This window comes from Caulobacter zeae (assembly GCF_002858925.1).
In the GTDB taxonomy this organism is placed as follows: Bacteria; Pseudomonadota; Alphaproteobacteria; order Caulobacterales; family Caulobacteraceae; genus Caulobacter; species Caulobacter zeae.
Genome location: NZ_PJRS01000008.1, coordinates 45,939 through 64,709, shown reverse-complemented (window position 1 = coordinate 64,709; position 18,771 = coordinate 45,939). Strand labels below are relative to the sequence as shown.

The 18,771-nt window shown below is 69.1% G+C and carries 16 protein-coding genes; 9 read left to right on the top strand and 7 right to left on the bottom strand.

Annotated features, from left to right (window positions below; translation table 11 throughout):
* The first annotated feature begins 34 nt into the window (after window positions 1-34).
* Window positions 35-1,075, top strand: a complete 1,041-nt coding sequence (gene pseB / locus SGCZBJ_RS02320) for a UDP-N-acetylglucosamine 4,6-dehydratase (inverting) (RefSeq protein WP_101716424.1) — start codon at window positions 35-37, stop codon at window positions 1,073-1,075.
* Entirely contained in the window at window positions 1,072-2,232 is a 1,161-nt protein-coding gene (pseC, locus tag SGCZBJ_RS02315; protein WP_101716423.1) for a UDP-4-amino-4,6-dideoxy-N-acetyl-beta-L-altrosamine transaminase, read from the top strand. The genes pseB and pseC overlap by 4 nt, the downstream gene beginning before the upstream one ends.
* A 20-nt stretch (window positions 2,233-2,252) precedes the next feature.
* On the opposite strand, the gene SGCZBJ_RS02310 is transcribed toward pseC, so the two are convergent.
* The 3 genes from SGCZBJ_RS02310 to SGCZBJ_RS02300 all read right to left on the bottom strand — a co-directional run bounded on the left by SGCZBJ_RS02310 (window position 2,253) and on the right by SGCZBJ_RS02300 (window position 4,728).
* Window positions 2,253-2,567, bottom strand: a complete 315-nt coding sequence (locus SGCZBJ_RS02310) for an EthD family reductase (protein WP_101716422.1) — start codon at window positions 2,565-2,567, stop codon at window positions 2,253-2,255.
* A gap of 74 nt (window positions 2,568-2,641) precedes the next feature.
* Window positions 2,642-2,953 carry an EthD family reductase gene (locus SGCZBJ_RS02305; RefSeq protein WP_101716421.1) on the bottom strand — a complete coding sequence of 104 codons (312 nt, stop codon included), beginning with the start codon at window positions 2,951-2,953 and terminating at the stop codon, window positions 2,642-2,644.
* Between the two features lie 68 nt (window positions 2,954-3,021).
* Window positions 3,022-4,728: a hypothetical protein gene (locus tag SGCZBJ_RS02300; RefSeq protein ID WP_101716420.1), complete on the bottom strand. Its 1,707-nt coding sequence runs from the start codon at window positions 4,726-4,728 to the stop codon at window positions 3,022-3,024.
* 230 nt (window positions 4,729-4,958) lie between these two features.
* On the opposite strand from SGCZBJ_RS02300, the gene SGCZBJ_RS02295 reads away from it, so the two are divergent.
* The 5 genes from SGCZBJ_RS02295 (at window position 4,959) to SGCZBJ_RS02275 (ending at window position 8,500) form a co-directional block, all read left to right on the top strand.
* Window positions 4,959-5,672 (top strand): response regulator transcription factor, encoded by a 714-nt coding sequence (locus SGCZBJ_RS02295; RefSeq protein WP_058348723.1) that lies wholly within the window; start codon window positions 4,959-4,961, stop codon window positions 5,670-5,672.
* Window positions 5,641-7,314 carry an ATP-binding protein gene (locus SGCZBJ_RS02290; protein ID WP_101716419.1) on the top strand — a complete coding sequence of 558 codons (1,674 nt, stop codon included), beginning with the start codon at window positions 5,641-5,643 and terminating at the stop codon, window positions 7,312-7,314. The genes SGCZBJ_RS02295 and SGCZBJ_RS02290 overlap by 32 nt, the downstream gene beginning before the upstream one ends.
* Window positions 7,311-7,745: an HPr kinase/phosphorylase gene (locus SGCZBJ_RS02285; RefSeq protein ID WP_101716418.1), complete on the top strand. Its 435-nt coding sequence runs from the start codon at window positions 7,311-7,313 to the stop codon at window positions 7,743-7,745. Before SGCZBJ_RS02290 ends, SGCZBJ_RS02285 begins: the two co-directional genes overlap by 4 nt.
* A gap of 75 nt (window positions 7,746-7,820) precedes the next feature.
* Window positions 7,821-8,225 (top strand): PTS sugar transporter subunit IIA, encoded by a 405-nt coding sequence (locus SGCZBJ_RS02280; RefSeq protein ID WP_058348726.1) that lies wholly within the window; start codon window positions 7,821-7,823, stop codon window positions 8,223-8,225.
* On the top strand, window positions 8,222-8,500 hold the full coding sequence (locus SGCZBJ_RS02275) for an HPr family phosphocarrier protein (RefSeq protein ID WP_101716417.1): 279 nt from the start codon (window positions 8,222-8,224) through the stop codon (window positions 8,498-8,500). Before SGCZBJ_RS02280 ends, SGCZBJ_RS02275 begins: the two co-directional genes overlap by 4 nt.
* Window positions 8,501-8,505: 5 nt before the next feature.
* On the opposite strand, the gene SGCZBJ_RS02270 is transcribed toward SGCZBJ_RS02275, so the two are convergent.
* The 3 genes from SGCZBJ_RS02270 to bioB form a co-directional block, all read right to left on the bottom strand.
* Complete coding sequence (locus tag SGCZBJ_RS02270) at window positions 8,506-9,291, bottom strand: alpha/beta hydrolase (RefSeq protein WP_101716416.1); 786 nt, start codon at window positions 9,289-9,291, stop codon at window positions 8,506-8,508.
* A 129-nt stretch (window positions 9,292-9,420) separates the two neighbouring features.
* A complete protein-coding gene (locus SGCZBJ_RS02265; RefSeq protein ID WP_101716415.1) occupies window positions 9,421-12,168 on the bottom strand; it encodes a M16 family metallopeptidase in 2,748 nt (915 codons plus the stop codon).
* A 117-nt stretch (window positions 12,169-12,285) separates the two neighbouring features.
* Window positions 12,286-13,314, bottom strand: a complete 1,029-nt coding sequence (gene bioB, locus SGCZBJ_RS02260; protein ID WP_101716414.1) for a biotin synthase BioB — start codon at window positions 13,312-13,314, stop codon at window positions 12,286-12,288.
* A gap of 107 nt (window positions 13,315-13,421) precedes the next feature.
* Between bioB and SGCZBJ_RS02255 the strand changes: the two genes are divergently transcribed.
* Window positions 13,422-14,915 carry a CYTH and CHAD domain-containing protein gene (locus tag SGCZBJ_RS02255; RefSeq protein WP_101716413.1) on the top strand — a complete coding sequence of 498 codons (1,494 nt, stop codon included), beginning with the start codon at window positions 13,422-13,424 and terminating at the stop codon, window positions 14,913-14,915.
* Between the two features lie 9 nt (window positions 14,916-14,924).
* Here SGCZBJ_RS02255 and SGCZBJ_RS02250 read toward each other — a convergent pair whose 3' ends face one another.
* Complete coding sequence (locus SGCZBJ_RS02250; protein ID WP_101716412.1) at window positions 14,925-17,015, bottom strand: AsmA family protein; 2,091 nt, start codon at window positions 17,013-17,015, stop codon at window positions 14,925-14,927.
* A gap of 362 nt (window positions 17,016-17,377) precedes the next feature.
* Here SGCZBJ_RS02250 and ahcY point away from each other — a divergent pair, with 362 nt between their 5' ends.
* The gene (gene ahcY / locus SGCZBJ_RS02245) at window positions 17,378-18,769 is read left to right on the top strand and encodes an adenosylhomocysteinase (protein WP_101716411.1); all 1,392 of its coding nucleotides are present in this window, start codon (window positions 17,378-17,380) and stop codon (window positions 18,767-18,769) included.
* Window positions 18,770-18,771 lie beyond the last annotated feature (2 nt).

Here is an 18,771-nt window from a genome sequence, read left to right as displayed (position 1 = left end):
AGATGCGCGCGCGGCGGGTGCGAGGAGGCTGATCTTGGGACGCTTTTCACCGCAATCCCTCGACCTTGACGGCAAGGTGATCCTGGTCACCGGCGGCACCGGCTCGTTCGGACGCCGGTTCATCGAGACGGTGCTCAAGCGGTCGAGCCCGCGCAAGGTCATCATATATTCGCGCGACGAGCTGAAGCAGAGCGACATGCAGCTGGAGCTGCGCGAGCAGTTCGACGAGGCCGACTTCGCCAAGCTGCGCTTCTTCCTCGGCGACGTGCGCGACCGCGAGCGCCTGACCCTGGCCCTGCGCGGGGTCGACATCGTCATCCACGCCGCGGCGCTGAAGCAGGTGCCGGCCGCCGAATACAATCCTTCGGAGTGCATCCACACCAACGTGCTGGGCGCCGAGAACGTGGTCTGGGCCAGCCTCAACAACCATGTGAAGCAGGTGGTTGCCCTGTCGACCGACAAGGCCTGCAACCCCACCAACCTCTACGGCGCGACCAAGCTGGCGTCGGACAAGACCTTCGTGGCGGCCAACAACCTGTCGGGCGACATCGGCACGCGGTTCTGCGTCGTGCGCTACGGCAACGTCGTGGGATCGCGCGGCAGCGTCGTGCCGCTCTATCGCCGCCTGCTGGACCAGGGCGCGACCGAGCTGCCGATCACCGACCCGCGCATGACCCGCTTCTGGATCACGCTGAACGAGGGCGTCGACTTCGTGCTGTCGTCGCTGAACCTGATGCGCGGCGGCGAGATCTTCGTGCCCAAGATCCCGTCCATGGCCATGCCTGACCTGGTGAAGGCGATGTCGCCCAGCGCGGGCGTCAAGGTCATCGGCATCCGTCCGGGTGAGAAGCTGCACGAGATCATGATCAGCGCCGACGACGCCCGCTCGACCGTCGAATTCGACGACCGCTTCGCCATCGAGCCCAACTTCGCCGAGTTCGGCCGCGAGCCCTATTCGGAAGCCGACGGCGCCAAGCGCGTGGCGGAAGATTTCTCCTACAGCAGCGACAACAACCACGACTGGCTCTCGCCCGAAGGCCTGCTGGCCATGCTGGAGGAGAAGGCCGCGCGATGAGCGGCTTTCTCCCCTACGGTCGGCAGACGATCGAGGACGACGACATCGCCGCTGTCGCCCAAGCTCTGCGCGCCGACTTCCTGACGACAGGCCCGACGGTCGAGGCCTTCGAGACGGCCTTCAAGGCCAAGGTCGGGGCGCAGCACGCCATCGCCGTCTCCAATGGCACGGCCACCCTGCATCTGGCGATGATGGCCCTGGGGATCGACGAAGGCGACGTCTGCATCGCCCCGTCGGTGACCTTCCTGGCCACCGCCAACTGCGCCCGCTACGCCGGGGCCGAGGTGGTGTTCGCGGACGTCGACCCCGACAGCGGCCTGATGACCCCAGACACCCTGGCCGACGCCCTGGCGCGTGCGGGCGACCGCCGGTTACGGGCCGTGCTGCCGGTGCATCTGCGCGGCGACGTCTGCGATCTGCCGGCGCTGAAGGCCATGGCCAGCGCCGCCGGCGCGGTGCTGGTCGAGGACGCGCCCCACGCCCTGGGCTCGGTCGCGACCTTCGGAAACGAGGCCCATCCGGTCGGCGACTGCGCCTATTCGAGTTTCGCCAGCTTTTCGTTCCATCCGGTCAAGACGCTCGCCACCGGCGAGGGCGGCATGCTGACCACCAACGACGCGGCCTTGGCGGCCAAGGCCCGATCCTTGCGCGGCCACGGCATGGTGCGTCCGGCCGGGGCCGAGCCCTGGGTCTACGAGATGCCCGAGCTCGGCTTCAACTACCGCATCCCCGACGTCCTGTGCGCCCTGGGGATCTCGCAACTGGCCAAGCTGGACCGCTTCGTCGAGCGCCGGCGGACCCTGACGGCGCGCTACCAGGCGCTGCTCGCGCCGCTGTCGCCGCTGGTGCGGTTGGCCGCCAGCCCCTCGTGGTCCGACCCGGCCCTGCACCTGCTGACCGTGTTGATCGATTTCGAAGCCGCCATGACCACCCGCGCGGCGGTGGTCGAAAGCCTGAAGGCTCAAGGGGTCGGCACGCAGGTCCACTACATCCCCGTGCACCGCCAGCCTTACTACGTGAACCGGTATGGCCTGGCCGACCTGCCCGGCGCCGACGCCTGGTATGGCCGCTGCCTGACCCTGCCGCTCTATCCGGGGATGGCCGACGAGGATCCGGAGCGCGTGGTCGAGGCGCTGGCGCGGGCGTTGTCCCTCTGAAGCCTCTCCCCTGGGAGAGGTTATTCTGGCGCCGCGTAGATCTCGATCACCGGCGCGATGTCGGTGAAATTGGCCACGTCGGCGTGCAGGCTCGGCGCGACCGGGCTTTCCAGGCAGGCGCGCATGGCGGCCTCGTCGCGGAAGGTCAGGTGCGCCATGGCCACGAACGGGGGCGGGCCGCCGTCCAGGGTCGACACCCCGCGAAACACCCGGGCGTCCAGCAGGCCGGTCTCCGCCAGGGCTTCGCGCACCATGCGGATGTGGGTCTTCGCATAGTAGTCGTGGTCGAAGCGGGCGCCGTCGCGGGCCGGGTAGACGATGCTGATGAAGGCCATGACGAGTTCCTGAGGGCGCGCGAGCGGGCCGACAGATTGGCCGCCCGCGCTCGCCGGTCAAGCTTGCAGGCGCCCTACGGCTCGACGCTGATCTGGATCACCGGGGTGATGTCGGTGAAGTTGGCGACGTCGGCCTGGACGGCGGGGGCATGGGGGCCGCCCAGCGAGGCTTGCAGCGCGGCGGCGTCGCGGAATGTCAGGTGCACCATGGCCACGAACGGCGGCGGCGAGCCGTCCGGCCCGGGAACGCCGCGCAGGATCCGCGTGTCGACGAGGCCGGTCGGGCCGAAGGCCTTCTGCGCCAGCGGGATATGCACGGCCTTGTAATAGTCGTGATCGAACTTCGCGCCCTCGTGGGCGGGATAGAAGACGCTGAAGACGGCCATGTGGGCTCCGTGCTCTGGGAGCCCGGATTTGGGGACGCGTCAGGGCGCGGACAAGCTTGGAAGGGCCCTCAGGCCGCCTGTTGCTGCTGCACCAGGCCCTTGAGCAGGTCGAGGGTCTCAGGGCTTGCGGCCAGCGCTTCGCGGGCTTCGGGCGCGCGGGCCAGCTTCAGGGCCTCCAGCCGGGCGCGGTCGGCGACCGGGCCGGTGGGGCCGGCCTCGCCCATCGCCAGCTTGGCCAGCAGGGCCAGGCGCTGGGGCAGGGGGGCGGGCGCGCGGGCCAGCAGCGACAGCAGGCGGGCGTCGGCCTCGACCATGCCGCCGACCTCGCCGAGCTTGGCGCACAGCGGGCCATAGTCCTCGACCACCAGGCCCGAGCGGGTCAGCGACTTCTGCAGCGCCGCCAGGGCGGCCAGCTTCACCGACGGGGTGTCGGGACCCTGGCGCATCTCCTTTTCGAAGCGCATGGCCTGGATGTTGGCCGACAGCCAGCGTGCGGCGTGGCGCTTGTTGACCGCCCCCATGACGTTCTCGGCCAGGCGGATCAGCATGACGATCTCCTCGCGGGCCGAGCGGTCGCGACCCAGCAGGGCCTCGATGAAGTCGCCGTTGAGCAGGGTCTTGGAGCGGGTGGTGAAGGCCGCGGTGATGTCCTCGGCCGGCAGGATGCGGCCCGCGGCGGCCGTCAGGCTCATCGCCAGGGCGCGCAGGTGCTCGATTTCACTCTCGGCGTCGGTCGGCTTCAGCCGGCGCACGCCGTTCAGCTCCTTGAGCACCCGGCGGGCGATCGAGGCGCGGACGGTGGGGAAGTTGTCGCCGCACAGCCACTGGCCCAGGCGCTTGGCCGTGCCCGACAGCTCGGGCATGCAGTTGCGGACGCTGGCCTCGACCTTGATCAACATCTCGACCTGCGAGCCGCCGGCCAGGCGGGTCATGGCCGCCAGGGTCGCGCCCAGGTCGTCGGCCGTGTTGAGCAGGTCGGCCATGCCGGCCTTGGAGCCGATGATCTCGGCCAGCGGCGTCTCGATGGCGGCCAGGGCGGCGGCGCGGGCCTTGGGCTCGGCCGGCGCGGCGTCGGCCAGGTCGAGCAGGCGGGCGATCTTCTCGCTCCAGTCCTTGGCCGGGGCGATCGAGGCGGCGACGCCGGCCCCCAGCAGGAAGGCGCGATCAGGGTCGGCGGCCAGGCGCTCGGCGGCTTTCGCGAAACCTTCCTTGTCGAGGTCCGGCAGCTGGCCCTTCTTGAAGGCCTTCATCAGGTTGGCGACCGAGCGCTCGACCAGGCCCTGGAAGTTGCGGATCAGCTCGTGGACCGACATGCCCCGGGCCTCGGCCTCGGGAATGGCGATCTTCTGCAGGGCGTGTTGCAGGTCGGTGCCGGAGGCTTCCAGCTTCTCGACCAGGTCGGGACGGTGCAGCAGCTCGAACGGCGTGGCCTTGTGGCGTTGCAGCCAACTTTCCAGCAGGCGGCCGATGCGGTCGCGGGCGTGGGCGGTGTAGAGGTCGGCCGGCTGCACGCACAGCGGCTCCATCTCTTCCACCGGCTTCTTCGGCTTGCCGCCGTCGACCATGCCCTTGGTGAAGATCGAGATGGAGCGATATTCGCGGGTTTCGGGGTCCAGGGTCTCTTTCGAGACCCGCACGGCGACCGCGCGCCCCGAGTTCAGCACTTCCTCGGCCTGGGCCAAAGCGTGGCTGCGGATCTCGGTGGCCATGTCCAGAGTCCATTGCGCGCCGACCTTGCGGCGCACGAATAGCTCGTAATGGACCTGGTCGCTCATGGGCTTTATGGGGCTCCTGGATCGTGACTATGACTTGCGAGACCTTAAGGCGAGGTTGAAGGGCGAAGACCATCGTTCGGCGCCGCTGCCGCAACTGTGTCCAAGCCCGCCACGCCCCGGCCGCAATAGGGTTTGAAAAGACACGATGGAAAGCTTGGCCGCTCCGTGCGTTGTAGCGGGGCGCGGTGGTCGATAGGATCGCCTGGAAGGTATTCGGAGGAATAGACGGCTTGGCCGAGATCACGCTCATCGACGACGACGAGAACATCGTCGCTTCGGTCTCCCTGGCCCTGGAGAGCCACGGCCACACAGTGAAGGCCTATTACGACGGCGTCTCGGGTCTCGAGGCGGTGGAGAGCAATCCGCCGGACCTCGTGATCCTCGACGTCAAGATGCCGCGCATGGACGGCATGGAAGTGCTGCGCCGCCTGCGCCAGTCCTCCGAGACGCCGGTCATCATGCTGACCTCGAAGGACGACGAGATCGACGAGATCCTCGGCTTCAACCTCGGGGCCGACGACTATATGCACAAGCCGTTCAGCCAGCGCCTGCTGCTCGAACGCGTCAAGGCCGTCCTGCGCCGGGCCCGTCCCGACGAGGAGGACCCGGCCGCGCCCGGTCCGGCCGGCGCCGCCGGCTCAAAGGTCATGAAGCGCGGCAAGCTGACGCTCGACCCGGCTCGTCACGACAGCCTGTGGGACGGCAAGCCGGTGCGCCTGACGGTCACCGAGTTCCTGCTGCTGCAATCGCTGGCCCAGCGTCCCGGCTTCGTGAAGAGCCGCGACAACCTGATGGACGCCGCCTACGACGATCAGGTCTATGTCGACGACCGCACCATCGACAGCCACATCAAGCGGATGCGCAAGAAGTTCCGCCAGGTGGACCCGGAGTTTGATTCCATCGAAACCCTGTATGGCGTCGGCTACCGCTACCGCGAAGCCTGAGGCCGGGCCCGAGGCGGGGCCGCGCGACCGGCGGCGGCTGACCTGGCCGCGCGCCTCGCGGCTGGGGCGGCTGATCATCGGCCTGAACCTGCTGGCCCTGGCCATACTGGTGGTCGGGGCCCTGGTGCTCAACGAGCTGCGCAGCGGCCTGATCAACGCCCGGATCGACAGCCTCAGCACCCAGGGCGAACTGATCGCCAACATCATCGAACGGGCCGCCACCGTGGGCGAGCCCGAGCCGGCGCTCGACGTGGCGGCGGCCAACGATATTTTGCAGTCGTTCTTCAGCGGCCATTCCCAGCGCGCCCGCCTGTATGACGGCGAAGGCCGGCTGCTGGCCGATTCCTACCTGGTCGAGGACCGGGTCGAGTGGAAGGTGCTGCCGCCGGCCCGCAAGTCGGGCGACAACGGCTTCAAGCTCTCGCTACAGGACAAGGACGCCAAGCCGCGCGCCCTCGAGCGGGCCAAGGCCGAGTTCGAGCAGGAAATCGAGCGCGCCCGCATGGGCGAAACCGTCAAGCAGGTGCGGCTGGCCGAGAACGGCGAGCGGGTCGTGTCGGTGTCGATCCCGATCCAGCACGTCCGCGCCGTGCTGGGCGTGCTGACCGTCGAGGCCGGCGACGTCGACGAGATCATCGGCGCCGAGCGCAAGGCCCTGCTGCCCTTCGTGCTGGTGGCCGTGGGCGCGGTGCTGGTGTCGTCGGTGCTGCTGCACCGCCTGGTGGCCCAGCCGGTGCTGCGCATGGCCCGGGCCGCCGACCACGTGCGCCTGGAGGGCGCACGGGCCATCAGTCTGCCCGATATCTCGCGCCGCAACGACGAGATCGGCGACCTCTCCAGGTCGCTGGAGGAGATGACCGAGGCCCTGTCCGAGCGGATGGGGGCCATCGAGCGCTTCGCCGCCGACGTGGCCCACGAGATCAAGAACCCGCTGACCTCGATCCGCTCGGCCATCGAGACCCTCGATCTCGTCACCGAGACCAAGGCCCGCCAGAGGCTGCTGGGCATACTGCAACAGGACGTCGGCCGCCTGGACCGGCTGGTGACCGACATCTCCAACGCCTCGCGGCTGGACGCAGAACTGTCGCGCGAACTGCCCAAGCCGATCGACCTGGCCCGCCTGCTGACCGAGACCGCCAGCATCTACGAGGCCCAGGTGCGCGGCGAGGAGCCGCCGTTCAGCGTCCGCGTGCGCCTGACCGGCGCGCCGACGGGCGCGTCGCGGGTGATGGCCCGCGAGATCCCGGTCGGCCAGGTGTTCCGCAACCTGATCGACAACGCCCGCTCGTTCAGCGCCGGCGACGGCGAGGTGCGGGTCGGCCTGGTGCGCCAGAACGGCCGCCTGGTCGTGACGATCGACGACGACGGCCCCGGCATTCCGCCCGACAACCTCGAGACCATCTTCGAGCGCTTCTATACCTCGCGCCCCAAGGGCCGGGCGTTCGGCGGCAATTCGGGCCTTGGCCTGTCGATCGCCCGCCAGATCGTCGAGGCGCACGGCGGCCGGATCCACGCCGAGAACCGCCAGGACGAGGCCGGCGCGGTGGCCGGCGCGCGTTTCGTGGTCGAACTGCCCGAGCATCGCGAAGGCCGCGACGGGCACCATCACGGCCACCATCATGGCCACGGGACGCGCGAATGATCCGCCATGCGGGCCTCGTGGCGCGTCGGGTCGGCGGCCTTTGGCGCGGCGTGCTGATCGAGGGCGCTTCGGGCGCCGGCAAGAGCGACCTGGCCCTGCGGGCGCTGGAGGCGGGTTTCCGACTGGTGGCCGACGACCGGGTGGTGACCTTCGTTTCCGACGGCCGGCTCTATGGCCGCGCGCCCGATCCGCTGAAGGGCCGGATGGAGGTCCGCGGCTTTGGAATCGTGACCGAACCGGCCCTTCCGCTAGCCGAAATCACCCTCCTGGTGCGCTGCGTCGACGATCCTTCACGGATCGAACGCTTGCCTCCGACCCGCACCGAACGCCTTCTAGGGTTGGATTTGCCGGCTTTCGAGCTGTGGCCGCTGGAGCCCGCTGCGCCCGCGAAGATCGCCAGGATGCTGGAGCATCTTGGAGTCGCCCCCTAACAAGCGTATCAAGGCGACCCGCGCGGCGCCTCCCTGCCGTATCGGGCGAAGGGGATCCCGTTTGAGAGACCAGGCATGATCGGGCTCGTGATCGTCACGCACGGGCGTTTGGCGGAGGAATTCGTTTCCGCCATGGAGCATGTGGTGGGGCCGCAGACCGCGGTGAAGGCCATCTGCATCGGGCCGGAAGACGACATGGAGCGTCGCCGGTCGGACATCCTGAAGGCCTGCGCCGCCGTCGACGACGGCGCCGGGGTCATCCTGCTGACCGACATGTTCGGCGGCACGCCCAGCAACCTGGCCATCTCGGTGATGGAGCAGACCAAGGCCGAGGTCATCGCCGGCCTGAACTTGCCGATGCTGATCAAGCTGGCCAGCGTCCGCACTCGCGACGACCTGGACGCCTGCGTCGCCCACGCCCAGGAGGCTGGACGCAAATACATCTCCGTGGCCTCCTACGTGCTGGCGGGAGAAAAATGAGTCGAACGGCGGCAGCCACGGTCGAGATCGTCAACGAGCGCGGGCTGCACGCCCGGGCCTCGGCCAAGTTCGTCAAGCTGGCCTCGGGCTTCGACGCCGAGGTCACCGTCGCCCGCGAGGGCTCCAGCGTCGACGCCCGCTCGATCATGGGCCTGATGATGCTGGCCGCCGGCATCGGCTCGACCATCGACATCGCCGCCGAAGGCCCCGAGGCCGAAGCCGCCGTCGACGCCCTGGTCGAGCTGGTCGGCAACCGCTTCGACGAGGAGCGGTAGGGGACTTACCCCGCCTTCGCCGCCATCCACCGCGCCGCCACCTCGGGCCAGCTCCCTTGCGTGCCGGCCAGTTCGCGCAGGGCGAAGCCGTGCGGGGCCTGGCCGAAGACGTGGGCGTCCAGATCCAGCTTCAGGTCGCGGGCGGTCGTGATGAAGTTCAGCGCATGCTCGACCGGCACCATCTCGTCCAGCAGGGCGTAGGCCAGGAACACCGGGCAGGCGGGCACGCCGTGCGGCTGCGCCGCGATGCCGATCGGCCAGGCGTCGTAGAAGGCCTGCTTTTCCACGGGCGGATAGTCGGGCTTGCCGGCCGGGGCCTTGTAGTCGCGGTGGTTGGCGTTGATCGGGGCGTAGGTGATCAGCACGCCGGCAAGGTTCGCGCCCGGCTGGCAGGCAAGGGTTCCGGCCAGGTGCCCGCCCGACGACAGGCCCAGCACGAAGCGCGGCAGGTCGTTGGGGATCTTCTCCAGGGCCGAGAGGCCGTCGGTCAGGGCGATGTCGAAGGGCCAGACCCCGTCGGGGCTCGCCGCGCCCGGCAGGCGGTGGGCCAGCACATAGGCGTCGTAGCCAAGGCCGTTCAGCCACAGCGCCGCCTCGACGCCCTCGCGGTCGTGCATCAGCCGCAGATAGCCGCCGCCGGCGCAGACCAGCACCCGGCCCCTGGGGGCCTCGACACGGAAGGCGTGCAGTTCGGCGCGCGTGACCTGGTCGATCGTGCGGTCGGGCCAGGCGCCTTCGATGATGTTGGCCGGGCCGTCGCTGAGGACGATGATCTCGGTCGGCTGCTGCACGGCGCGTCTCCTGGTCGACTGTCTGGCGGCTTATCGCGGCGCCCGCGCCTACCTACAAACAAAAAGGGCCTAGAAACAAAAAGGGCGGCCCGTGAGGACCGCCCTTCGCACTTGTCGCTTCAGTCGGCCTTACTGGACCGGCTTGCCGTCGGCGTCGATCACCTTGATGTCGAGCTTCAGGGCCTTGAGCTTGGGTTCGATCACGGCGCGGTCGCCGACGATGACCCAGACCAGTTCGTCCGGCTTGATCACCTTCTTGGCGGCCGCCGTGGCGCTTTCGACCGTCACCGAGCGCACGTCGGCCGGGTACTCGTCGAAATAGCTGTCGGGCAGGCCGTAGTTGATCAGCTCGCCGATGGAGTCGGCCACCGCCCCGCCGGTCTCCCAGTTGCCGGGCATCGACAGGGTCAGGCTGTTCTGGGCCTTGGCCAGTTCGGCCGGGGTCACCGGGCGCGGACCGATGATGTCGGTCAGCTCCTTGCGGGCCTCGGTGAACGACTCGGCGGTCTTGTCGGTCTGCACCGGCGCGCGGAGCAGGAACAGGCGCGAGCCGCGGGCGTCGCGGATGCCCGAGACGGCGCCGTACGACCAGTGCTTGTCCTCGCGCAGGTTCATGTTCAGGCGCGAGACGAAGTCGCCGCCGAACACGCTGTTGAAGGCGTCCAGCGCGGCCTGGTCGTTCGGGTCGCGCGGCGGGACCAGATTGCCGGCGGCGATCACCGACTGCTGGGCCCCGGGCTTGTCGATCAGATAGACCGCGCCCTTGCCCGGGGTCGACTGCACCGGAGGCTTGGTCTTGCCCTGCGCGCCCTTCCAGCCGCCAAGCTGGGCTTCAAGCTTGGGCAGCAGCTGTTCCAGGGTGGTGTCGCCGACCACCACCAGGGTCGCGCCCTGCGGCTGCAGCCAGGTCTTCTGGAAGCGCACGACGTCGTCGCGGGTGATCGACGCGATCGAGGCCTCGGTGGTCAGCTGGCCGTAAGGCGAGCCGGCGCCGTAGGTCAGGACCGGCAGCACGCGGCCCGAGATCGCCTGCGGGTTCTGCTTGGCCTGCTGGATGGCGGCGATGTTCTGCTTCTTGAAGCGGTCCAGATCCTCGGGCTTGAAGGCCGGATTCTGTAGCACGTCGGCGTAGATCGCCAGGGCCGGATCGAGGGTGGTGGTCAGGGTGTTCAGCGACACCTGGGTGAAGTCCAGGCCGCTGCCTGAGCCGACGCCCGCGCCCAGTTGAGCCAGTTCGCGGCTGATGGTCAGGCCGTCGCGGTGCGTCGTGCCCTCGGTCAGCATGCTGGTGGTCACGCCCGTCAGGCCGGCCTTGTCGCCGGCGCTGGCGGCGACGCCGGCGTCGAACAGCATGCTGAACTGGATCTGCGGCGTCTCGTGGCGCTCGGCCAGGATCACCTTGATCCCGTTCGACAGGGTGGCGCGCTCGAGCTTGACGAAGGCCGGGGCCTTGGTCGGGCCGACCTCGGGCATCGTCTTGCGGTCGACGCCGGCGGTGGTCGTGTAGGTCGGGAACGGCGTCACGGTCAGGGTGAAGTCGCCGTCGGTCAGCCAGGCCTTGCCGGCCGCCTGCAACTGGGCCGCGGTGGCCCCGCGGATGCGCTCCAGGCTCGTCTTGTAGGCGTCGGGCGCGCCCAGATAGACTTGGCTCTCGGCCAGGATGTCGGACTTGCCGCCGAAGCCGCCGATGCGCTCGACCCCGCGCACGAAGTTCGACAGGCTCAGCGTGCGGACCTTGGCCACTTCCTCGGGCGTGGGGCCGTCGCGCAGCAGGCGTTGGAATTCCTCGTCGAAGGCCTTTTCCACCGCCGCCGGATCGCCGCCCGGCTTGACGGTGATGGTGACCATGAACTGGCTGCCGATCTCGCTCTCGTTGACGCCGGCTCCGACATTGACAGCGGTCTGGTCGGTATAGACCAGGCGCTGGTAGAGCCGCGAGGTCTTGTCCGAGACCAGCACGTCGCCCAGTAGCGCCAGGTAGTCGGACTCGGCCGTACCATAGCCCGGCACGTTCCAGATCTTGTAGATCCGGGTCTGCGGCACGCGGTCCTGCATCTCGGCGCGTTGGCTGCCGGTGCGCTTGGCCGTCCAGGCCTTCTGGCGGGCGATCGGCGGACCCGAGGGGATGTCGCCGAAGTACTTCTCGACCTTGGCCTTGGCCTCGGCGGGGGTGATGTCGCCGGCCAGGACCAGGGTGGCGTTGGCCGGGCCGTAATAGGTCTTGAACCAGGTCTTGACGTCGTCCAGCGAGGCGGCGTCCAGGTCTTCCATCTCGCCGATGACCGTGTGGCCGTAGGGGTGATCGGCGTCGTAGGTGCTGGCGGTGATCACGTCCCAGACCTTGCCGTAGGGCTGGTTCTCGCCCTGGCGCTTCTCGTTCTGGACGACGCCGCGCTGCTCGTCGAGCTTGGCCTTGTCGATGGCGCCGACGAGGTGGCCCATGCGGTCGCTCTCGAGCCACAGCACCTGGTCCAGGGCCGCGGTCGGCACGTTCTGGAAGTAGTTGGTGCGGTCCTCGCTGGTGGTGCCGTTCATGTCGGTGGCGCCCAGCTTCTCCAGCGCCTTGAACCAGTCGTCGTTGAAGTTCTCCGAGCCGTTGAACATCAGGTGTTCGAACAGGTGGGCAAAGCCCGTGCGGCCCTTGGGCTCGTTCTTCGAGCCGACGTGATACCAGACGTTGACCGCCACGATCGGGGCCTTGTGGTCCTCGTGGACGATCACGGTCAGACCGTTGGCCAGGGTGAACTTCGTATAGGGAATGTCGACGCTGGGCAGCTGGGCCAGCTGGCCCGTGACCTTGGCGGCTGGCTTGGGCGCGGCGAGCACCGGGTTGGCGAGGAGCAACGCCGCGACGGCGGCGGAGGCGAACAGCTTCATGAAGAGCCCCGAATAGGTTTTCGCGTAAAAGCGAAGATGCCCCGCACCATAGGTTGCGGGGCATCCGGGACAAGCGAGCGCCGGGCCCGCCTTCATTAAATTTCGTCCAGAAAGGACCTATTCCGCCGGCACCGCTTCGGGGGCCGCCACCTCGGCCTTCACCATGACCATCGGCTTGAGGTCGAGGTCGTGGAACAGGCGGCTGTCGTCGTCCATGTCGGGCAGCGGCGTGGTGAGCAGCTTGCCGCCGACGAAGATCGAGTTGGCGCCGGCCAGGAAGCACAGGGCCTGCAGCTCGCGGTTCATGCCCTCGCGGCCGGCCGACAGGCGGACCATGGCCTTGGGGCAGACGATGCGGGCCACCGCGATGGTGCGCACGAACTCGATGGAGTCGATGGCCTTTTCACCCTCGGCCAGGATCTGGTCGCCCAGCGGCGTGCCGCTGATCGGCACCAGGCCGTTGATCGGCAGGCTGTCGGGGTGGGCCGGCAGGGTGGCCAGCTGATGCAGCAGGCCGGCGCGGTCGCGGCGGGTCTCACCCATGCCGACGATGCCGCCGCAGCAGGTGCTCATGCCCGCGTCGCGCACATAGGCCAGGGTGTCGAGGCGCTCCTGGTAGGTGCGGGTCGTCACCACGTCCTTGTAGTAGTCGGGGCCGGTGTCGAGGTTGTGGTTGTAGTAGTCGAGGCCGGCGTCCTTCAGCTGCTTGGCCTGTTCGGCGGTCAGCATGCCGAGCGTCGCGCAGGTCTCCATGCCTAGCGCCTTCACGCCGCCGATCATCTCGGCCAGCTTGGGCAGGTCGCGGTCCTTCAGCTCGCGCCAGGCCGCGCCCATGCAGAAGCGCTGGGCGCCGCCGTCGCGGGCGGCGCGGGCCTTGGCGATGACCACGGCCGGCTCTATCAGCTTCTCGGCCTTCAGGCCGGTCTTGAAGTGGGCGCTCTGGCTGCAATAGCCGCAGTTCTCGGCGCAGCCGCCGGTCTTGACCGACAGCAGCTGCGAAAGCTGCATTTCGGAGGGGTCGAACCAGGCGCGGTGCACGCGCGCGGCCTCGAACGCCAGCTCCATGAACGGCAGGGCGAACAGCGCCTCGACCTGCTCGAGGGTCCAGTCGTGGCGGGGCTGTGCGGAGATGTTGATCGGCGTCATGGCGCGCAGGTTTGAACTTGGGCGATCAGAATGGCAAGACGGCCCGCGCATCCGCACGATGTTGCGTTGCGGAAGCCAAACGCCTGCAGGGTGGTTATAGTCGGATCATGGATCGCGAAATCGAACTGAAGTTCCTGATCGCCCCGGAGGCTTCCGACGCGATCCTGGCCCGTCTGGGCGCGGATGGCGCGGTGCGCCGGCTCGACGCCACCTATTACGACACCGCCGACCACGCCCTGCGCCGGGCGGGCTTCGGCCTGCGGGTGCGCGACGGCGACGGCGGCCGCAAGCAGACCCTGAAATCGGCCTCGGCCGGCGGCGTCTTCGCCCGCGGCGAGTGGGAGGCGCCCGTTTCGGGGCCCGGCCCCGACCGCGATCTGCTGGACCAGACCCCGGCCGGCCGCATCGTCAATGGCGACGTCCTGGCGCCCGTCTTCGCCGCCAAGGTCGAGCGCACCCTGCGCCTGGTCGAGCACGCCGGCGCGGTGATCGAGGCGGCCCTGGATCGCGGCGAGTTGCAGGCCGGAACCGATCGCGCCGCCGTCAACGAGCTGGAACTGGAGCTGAAGACCGGCGAGCCCGCCGCCCTGTTCGACCTGGCGCGTGACCTGATGGCCCATGCGCCCCTGCGCCTGTCGCTGGTGAGCAAGGCCGAGCGCGGCTACGCCCTGGCGCTCGGCGAAGCGCCCGGCGCCCGCCGCGAGGCCGCTGTCCTGACCCGCGCCATGACCGCCGCCGAGGCCTTCCAGGCCCTGGGCAACACGGCGCTGGGCCGCCTGTGCGTCGCCGCCGAGGCCCTGGTTGACCTGCCCGGTCCCGAGGCGCTGCACAATCTGCGCGTGGCGGCCCGCCGCCTGCGCGCCCTGCTCAAGCTGTTCCGGCCGGTCACCGGCAGGCTGGCGGCGAGGCCGGCCTCCGACGCGCTGAAGGTCATGGCCGACGCCCTGGGCCCGGCCCGCGACCTCGATGTCTACATCGCCGGCACCTGGCGCCCGGCCGTCGAGGCCGATCCGCAGCCGGTCGAAGGCCTGGGCGCGCTGGGCAAGGCCCTGGTCGAGGCTCAGCAGGCCGCCTACGCCCGTGCCCTGGACGCCGCCGCGCCCGGTCGCTTCGGCCTCCTGGCCCTCGACATCGCCGCCTGGCTGGAGGCCGGCGACTGGCTGGCCGATCCCGAACGGGCCGAGGTGCGGGGAAGCTCCGCCAAGGCCTTCGCGGCCGATCGGCTCAAGGCGCTGTCGAAGGACGTGCTCAAGCGCGGCGAGCACCTGGAGGCGCTCGACGCCGAGGCCCGCCACCGCCTGCGGATCCGCGGCAAGGGCCTGCGCTACGCCATTGACGCCCTGGCCACGCTGTTCCCCGACCATCCCAGGCGGCTGGAGCGGTGGTCGGACGCCGCCCGCGACCTGCAGGACGCCCTGGGCGGCCTCAACGACCAGGCGCTGGGCGCCGGCCTCGCCCGCGAAGCCGCCCTGGTCGACGGCGACCCCCAGGCGGCCTACGCCGCCGGCGCCCTGTCGGCCGCGCCCGAGGCGACCCACAAGCTGATGCGCGAGGCCAAGGCCGCCCTGGCGCAGATGAGGGACCTCAAGCCGTTCTGGTGAGCGGCCGGGCTACTCGCCCTTCTTCGGCTTGGCCTGCGTCGTTTGGGTGGTGCGCACCGCCACGCCGTCGCCGCGCGCCTCGGCGACCAGGGCCGCGCAGTCGGCGTCCTTCTCCAGGCCGGGCGTGACGAAGGGCAGGATCGCCGCCAGGGGGCTCAGCAGCGAGCCCAGCGCCGCGGCGACGCCGCCCTGGGCGATGGCGCCGCCGGGTTGCAGGTCGATGTCGGGCTTGCCCAGCGGGCCCTTGATCTCGATCGGAATGAACAGGCGCACCAGGCGCGGCTTCTTGCTGTCGCCCTCGATGCGCAGGTCCAGGCGCTCGGTCTTCAGGTTGATCGTGCCCTCGCCCTTGGCGACAACCACGCCGGTGTCGGCGATGATCTTGTCGGCGCGCATGACGCCGTCCCTGACGTCAAAGCTGGCCACGGCGCAGCGCAGGCTGGTCTCCTTCGGATCCTTCGACAGCAGCATCAAGAGGCCCTTGGAGGCGTTGACGCCCAGCAGCTCGGCGAAGGCCTGGCGCACCTGGCCCTTGGGGGCGACCAGGGTCACCGTGCCGTTCGACGAGGCTGCGGCCCGGTGCACGGAATTGCCGGTCCCGCGCAGCTTGGCCCTCGCCACGATGCCGCCCTCGATGGCCGGCTTGCCGGCGGTCTTCAGCGGGATGAAGTCCTCCAGCTTGGCGTTGGTCAGGCGCAAATCAAGGTCGGTGACCGGCGTGTTGGGCCGTGCATCCAGCCGCACCTTCCCGGCCAGATCCCCGCGCGAGAAGGTGAAGGCGATCGGGTCCATGTCGAGCACGCCCTTGTCGAGCTTCAGGTCCAGCCGCACCTTCTGCAGCGGCAGGTTGGGGGCGTTTACCGCCAGGGCGCGGTAGGTGACCTTGGCGTCCATGGCCCGCACGCGGTCCACCTGCAGGGTGGCGTCGGGGAGGATGCGGCCGGTGGCCTCGCGCTGGCCGGCCTCGACCTTCTGGCCGGCCGAGGCGGTCTCGCCGCGACCTGTGGCCGGGGCGGCGCCGACCAGGCTGCCCAGGTCGTCGAAGTCCAGGCGCTTGGAACGCAGGTCGGCCTCCAGGTAGGGCCGCTCGCGGTCGACCAGCACGAAGAGGTCGCCGTTGACGTCGCTGTCGCCGATGCGGCCCGAGAACTTCTCGAAGTCGAACCGGCCGCCCTTGCGCACCAGGTGGCCGCTGATCCGGTAGGGCGGGGTGTTGGGCAGGGTCAGGCCCGTGAGGCCATAGAGGCGGTTGAGATCCGTGCCGGCCACCGTCAGGTCGCTTTCGAAGCGGCCCAGATCGAACGGCTTGGTGATCGAGCCCTCGGCGCTCATCTGCGTCGTGCCGGCGCTGACCTGGGCGTCGAACGGGTAGGGGCGATTGGGCGAGATGTTCAGCAGCGGCCCGCCGGTCACCCGCGCCAGGAACGGCTGGCGGTTGTAGGTCCCCTTGCCCTCCAGCACGAACCGGCCCTTGCCGTCGCCGCTGGCGTGCTCGTTGGAGCTGACCGTACCGGTGAACAGTACGTCGCGCTGGCGGTCCTCGACCCGCAGGGCGCCGTCGTTGATCACGAAGTGCTGGATGGCCGGCAGCTTCAGCGGCTTGGTGCGCTTCTTGTTGGGGTCGCCGAAGGTCCAGTTGGCGCGGCCCGAGGCCTCGCGCAGCAGCCGCACGTCGGGGCGGTCGACCGCCACCAGCGGCAGGATGACGTCGCCTTTCAGCAGCGGCAGCAGCTTGATCTGCACCGCCACCCGGTCGACCCGGGCCATGTGGCCGGCCTGCGGGCCGGTCTTGGGCGCCCAGTCCGGTTGGCCCAGGAACAGGCCATAGGCCTCGGCCTTGGGCGAGAAGGACCAGGGATGGACACGCAGGTCGCCGTCGATCCGCACCTCCCGTTTCAGCTGGGCCGAGGCGAAGCGGCCGACGGGGCCGCGCAGCATGTTCCAGTCGAACCAGACGAAGAAGGCGACGATCGCCGCCAGGATCAGCAGGGCGCCGCCGATGCCCCAGCGGGCCGAGCGCGGCAGGGCGCGCCAACGGGCGCCGGGCTTGCGCCCGGGGCTGGTCGGCGTCGGCGGTGTCGAAACGGGACCTTCCGGCATCCGCCTACAACGCGCGGCGAACGGCGTTCCGTTCCCTCGACGGCCCGCCGGGCTGTTTTCAGTAGACCAGTTTCAGGCTGCCCACGACGGCGGCGACGATCACGAAGGCCACGATGGCCACGACTTCATAGGCCTTGAAAAAAGGCCGGCTCGGCGAACGCATTTCGGTAATCCCCCACATCCCACATTGGCACTAGAGCCGCCTTGGTCCGCAAGGGTCACGCCAGTTCTCCCGCCAGGCGTATTGGCGTCTGCCCGTTTCATGGGCGCGCGGACATAAGGAAATCTTTATGTCAATTTGCCACTGTCCGCCGCCCGCGCTATACAGCGGTCAAGACATTCCCCCGATCCAGGAGCCGCCCGTGGCCGACTACATCGTCAAGGACATCTCGCTCGCCGATTTCGGCCGCAAGGAACTCGCCATCGCCGAGACCGAAATGCCGGGCCTGATGGCCACGCGCGCCGAATACGGCCCCGCGCAGGTCCTCAAGGGCGCCCGCATCGCCGGCAGCCTGCACATGACGATCCAGACCGGCGTGCTGATCGAGACCCTGGTGGCTCTCGGCGCCGAAGTCCGCTGGGCTTCGTGCAACATCTTCTCGACCCAGGACCACGCCGCGGCCGCCATCGCCGCCGCCGGCATCCCGGTCTTCGCCTTCAAGGGCGAGAACCTGGTCGAGTACTGGGAATACGCCCACAAGATCTTCGAGTGGCACGACGGCGGCTACCCGAACCTGATCCTGGACGACGGCGGCGACGCCACCTTGCTGTGCGTGCTCGGCCCGAAGGCCGAGAAGGATCCGTCGATCCTCAACAACCCGCAGAACGAGGAAGAAGAAGCGCTCTACACCGTCATGAAGCGCTACCTGGCCGAGAAGCCGGGCTTCTACACCGCCATCCGCGACGCCATCGGCGGCGTGTCGGAAGAGACCACCACGGGCGTCCACCGCCTGTACCAGATGGCCGCCAAGGGCGACCTGCCGTTCCCGGCCATCAACGTCAACGACAGCGTCACCAAGAGCAAGTTCGACAACCTGTACGGCTGCCGTGAATCGCTGGTCGACGCGATCCGTCGCGGCACCGACGTCATGCTGTCGGGCAAGGTCGCGGTGGTCTGCGGCTACGGCGACGTGGGCAAGGGCTCGGCCGCTTCGCTGCGCCAAGGCGGCGCCCGCGTGATCGTCACCGAAATCGACCCGATCTGCGCCCTGCAGGCGGCGATGGAAGGCTACGAGGTCCAGACCCTCGACGACGTCGCCGGCAAGGGCGACATCTACGTCACCGCGACCGGCAACAAGGACGTCATCACCGTCGACCACATGCGGCAGATGAAGAACAACGCCATCGTCTGCAACATCGGCCACTTCGACTCGGAAATTCAGGTCGCCGGCCTGAAGAACTTCAAGTGGGACGAGATCAAGCCGCAGGTCCACCACGTGGAATTCCCGGACGGCAAGAAGATCATCCTGCTGTCGGAAGGCCGCCTGGTGAACCTGGGCAACGCCACCGGCCACCCCTCGTTCGTGATGTCGGCCTCGTTCACCAACCAGACGCTGGCCCAGATCGAGCTGTGGACCAACGCCGCGTCCTACAAGAACGAAGTCTACACCCTGCCCAAGCACCTCGACGAGAAGGTCGCCTTCCTGCACCTCGAAAAGCTCGGCGCGAAGCTGTCGAAGCTGAACAAGGAACAGGCCGACTACATCGGCGTGCCGGAAGCCGGCCCGTTCAAGCCGGACCACTACCGCTACTAAGC

Coding starts and splice junctions, on each gene's coding strand:
- SGCZBJ_RS02305 (WP_101716421.1), bottom strand. CDS start 2,953: ATGGCCGTCTTCAGCGTCTTCTATCCCGCCCACGAGGGCGCGAAGTTC.
- SGCZBJ_RS02265 (WP_101716415.1), bottom strand. CDS start 12,168: ATGAAGCTGTTCGCCTCCGCCGCCGTCGCGGCGTTGCTCCTCGCCAAC.
- SGCZBJ_RS02250 (WP_101716412.1), bottom strand. CDS start 17,015: ATGCCGGAAGGTCCCGTTTCGACACCGCCGACGCCGACCAGCCCCGGG.
- SGCZBJ_RS02285 (WP_101716418.1), top strand. CDS start 7,311: ATGATCCGCCATGCGGGCCTCGTGGCGCGTCGGGTCGGCGGCCTTTGG.
- SGCZBJ_RS02275 (WP_101716417.1), top strand. CDS start 8,222: ATGAGTCGAACGGCGGCAGCCACGGTCGAGATCGTCAACGAGCGCGGG.
- SGCZBJ_RS02300 (WP_101716420.1), bottom strand. CDS start 4,728: ATGAGCGACCAGGTCCATTACGAGCTATTCGTGCGCCGCAAGGTCGGC.
- SGCZBJ_RS02310 (WP_101716422.1), bottom strand. CDS start 2,567: ATGGCCTTCATCAGCATCGTCTACCCGGCCCGCGACGGCGCCCGCTTC.
- SGCZBJ_RS02255 (WP_101716413.1), top strand. CDS start 13,422: ATGGATCGCGAAATCGAACTGAAGTTCCTGATCGCCCCGGAGGCTTCC.
- SGCZBJ_RS02280 (WP_058348726.1), top strand. CDS start 7,821: ATGATCGGGCTCGTGATCGTCACGCACGGGCGTTTGGCGGAGGAATTC.
- SGCZBJ_RS02290 (WP_101716419.1), top strand. CDS start 5,641: ATGGCGTCGGCTACCGCTACCGCGAAGCCTGAGGCCGGGCCCGAGGCG.
- pseC (WP_101716423.1), top strand. CDS start 1,072: ATGAGCGGCTTTCTCCCCTACGGTCGGCAGACGATCGAGGACGACGAC.
- bioB (WP_101716414.1), bottom strand. CDS start 13,314: ATGACGCCGATCAACATCTCCGCACAGCCCCGCCACGACTGGACCCTC.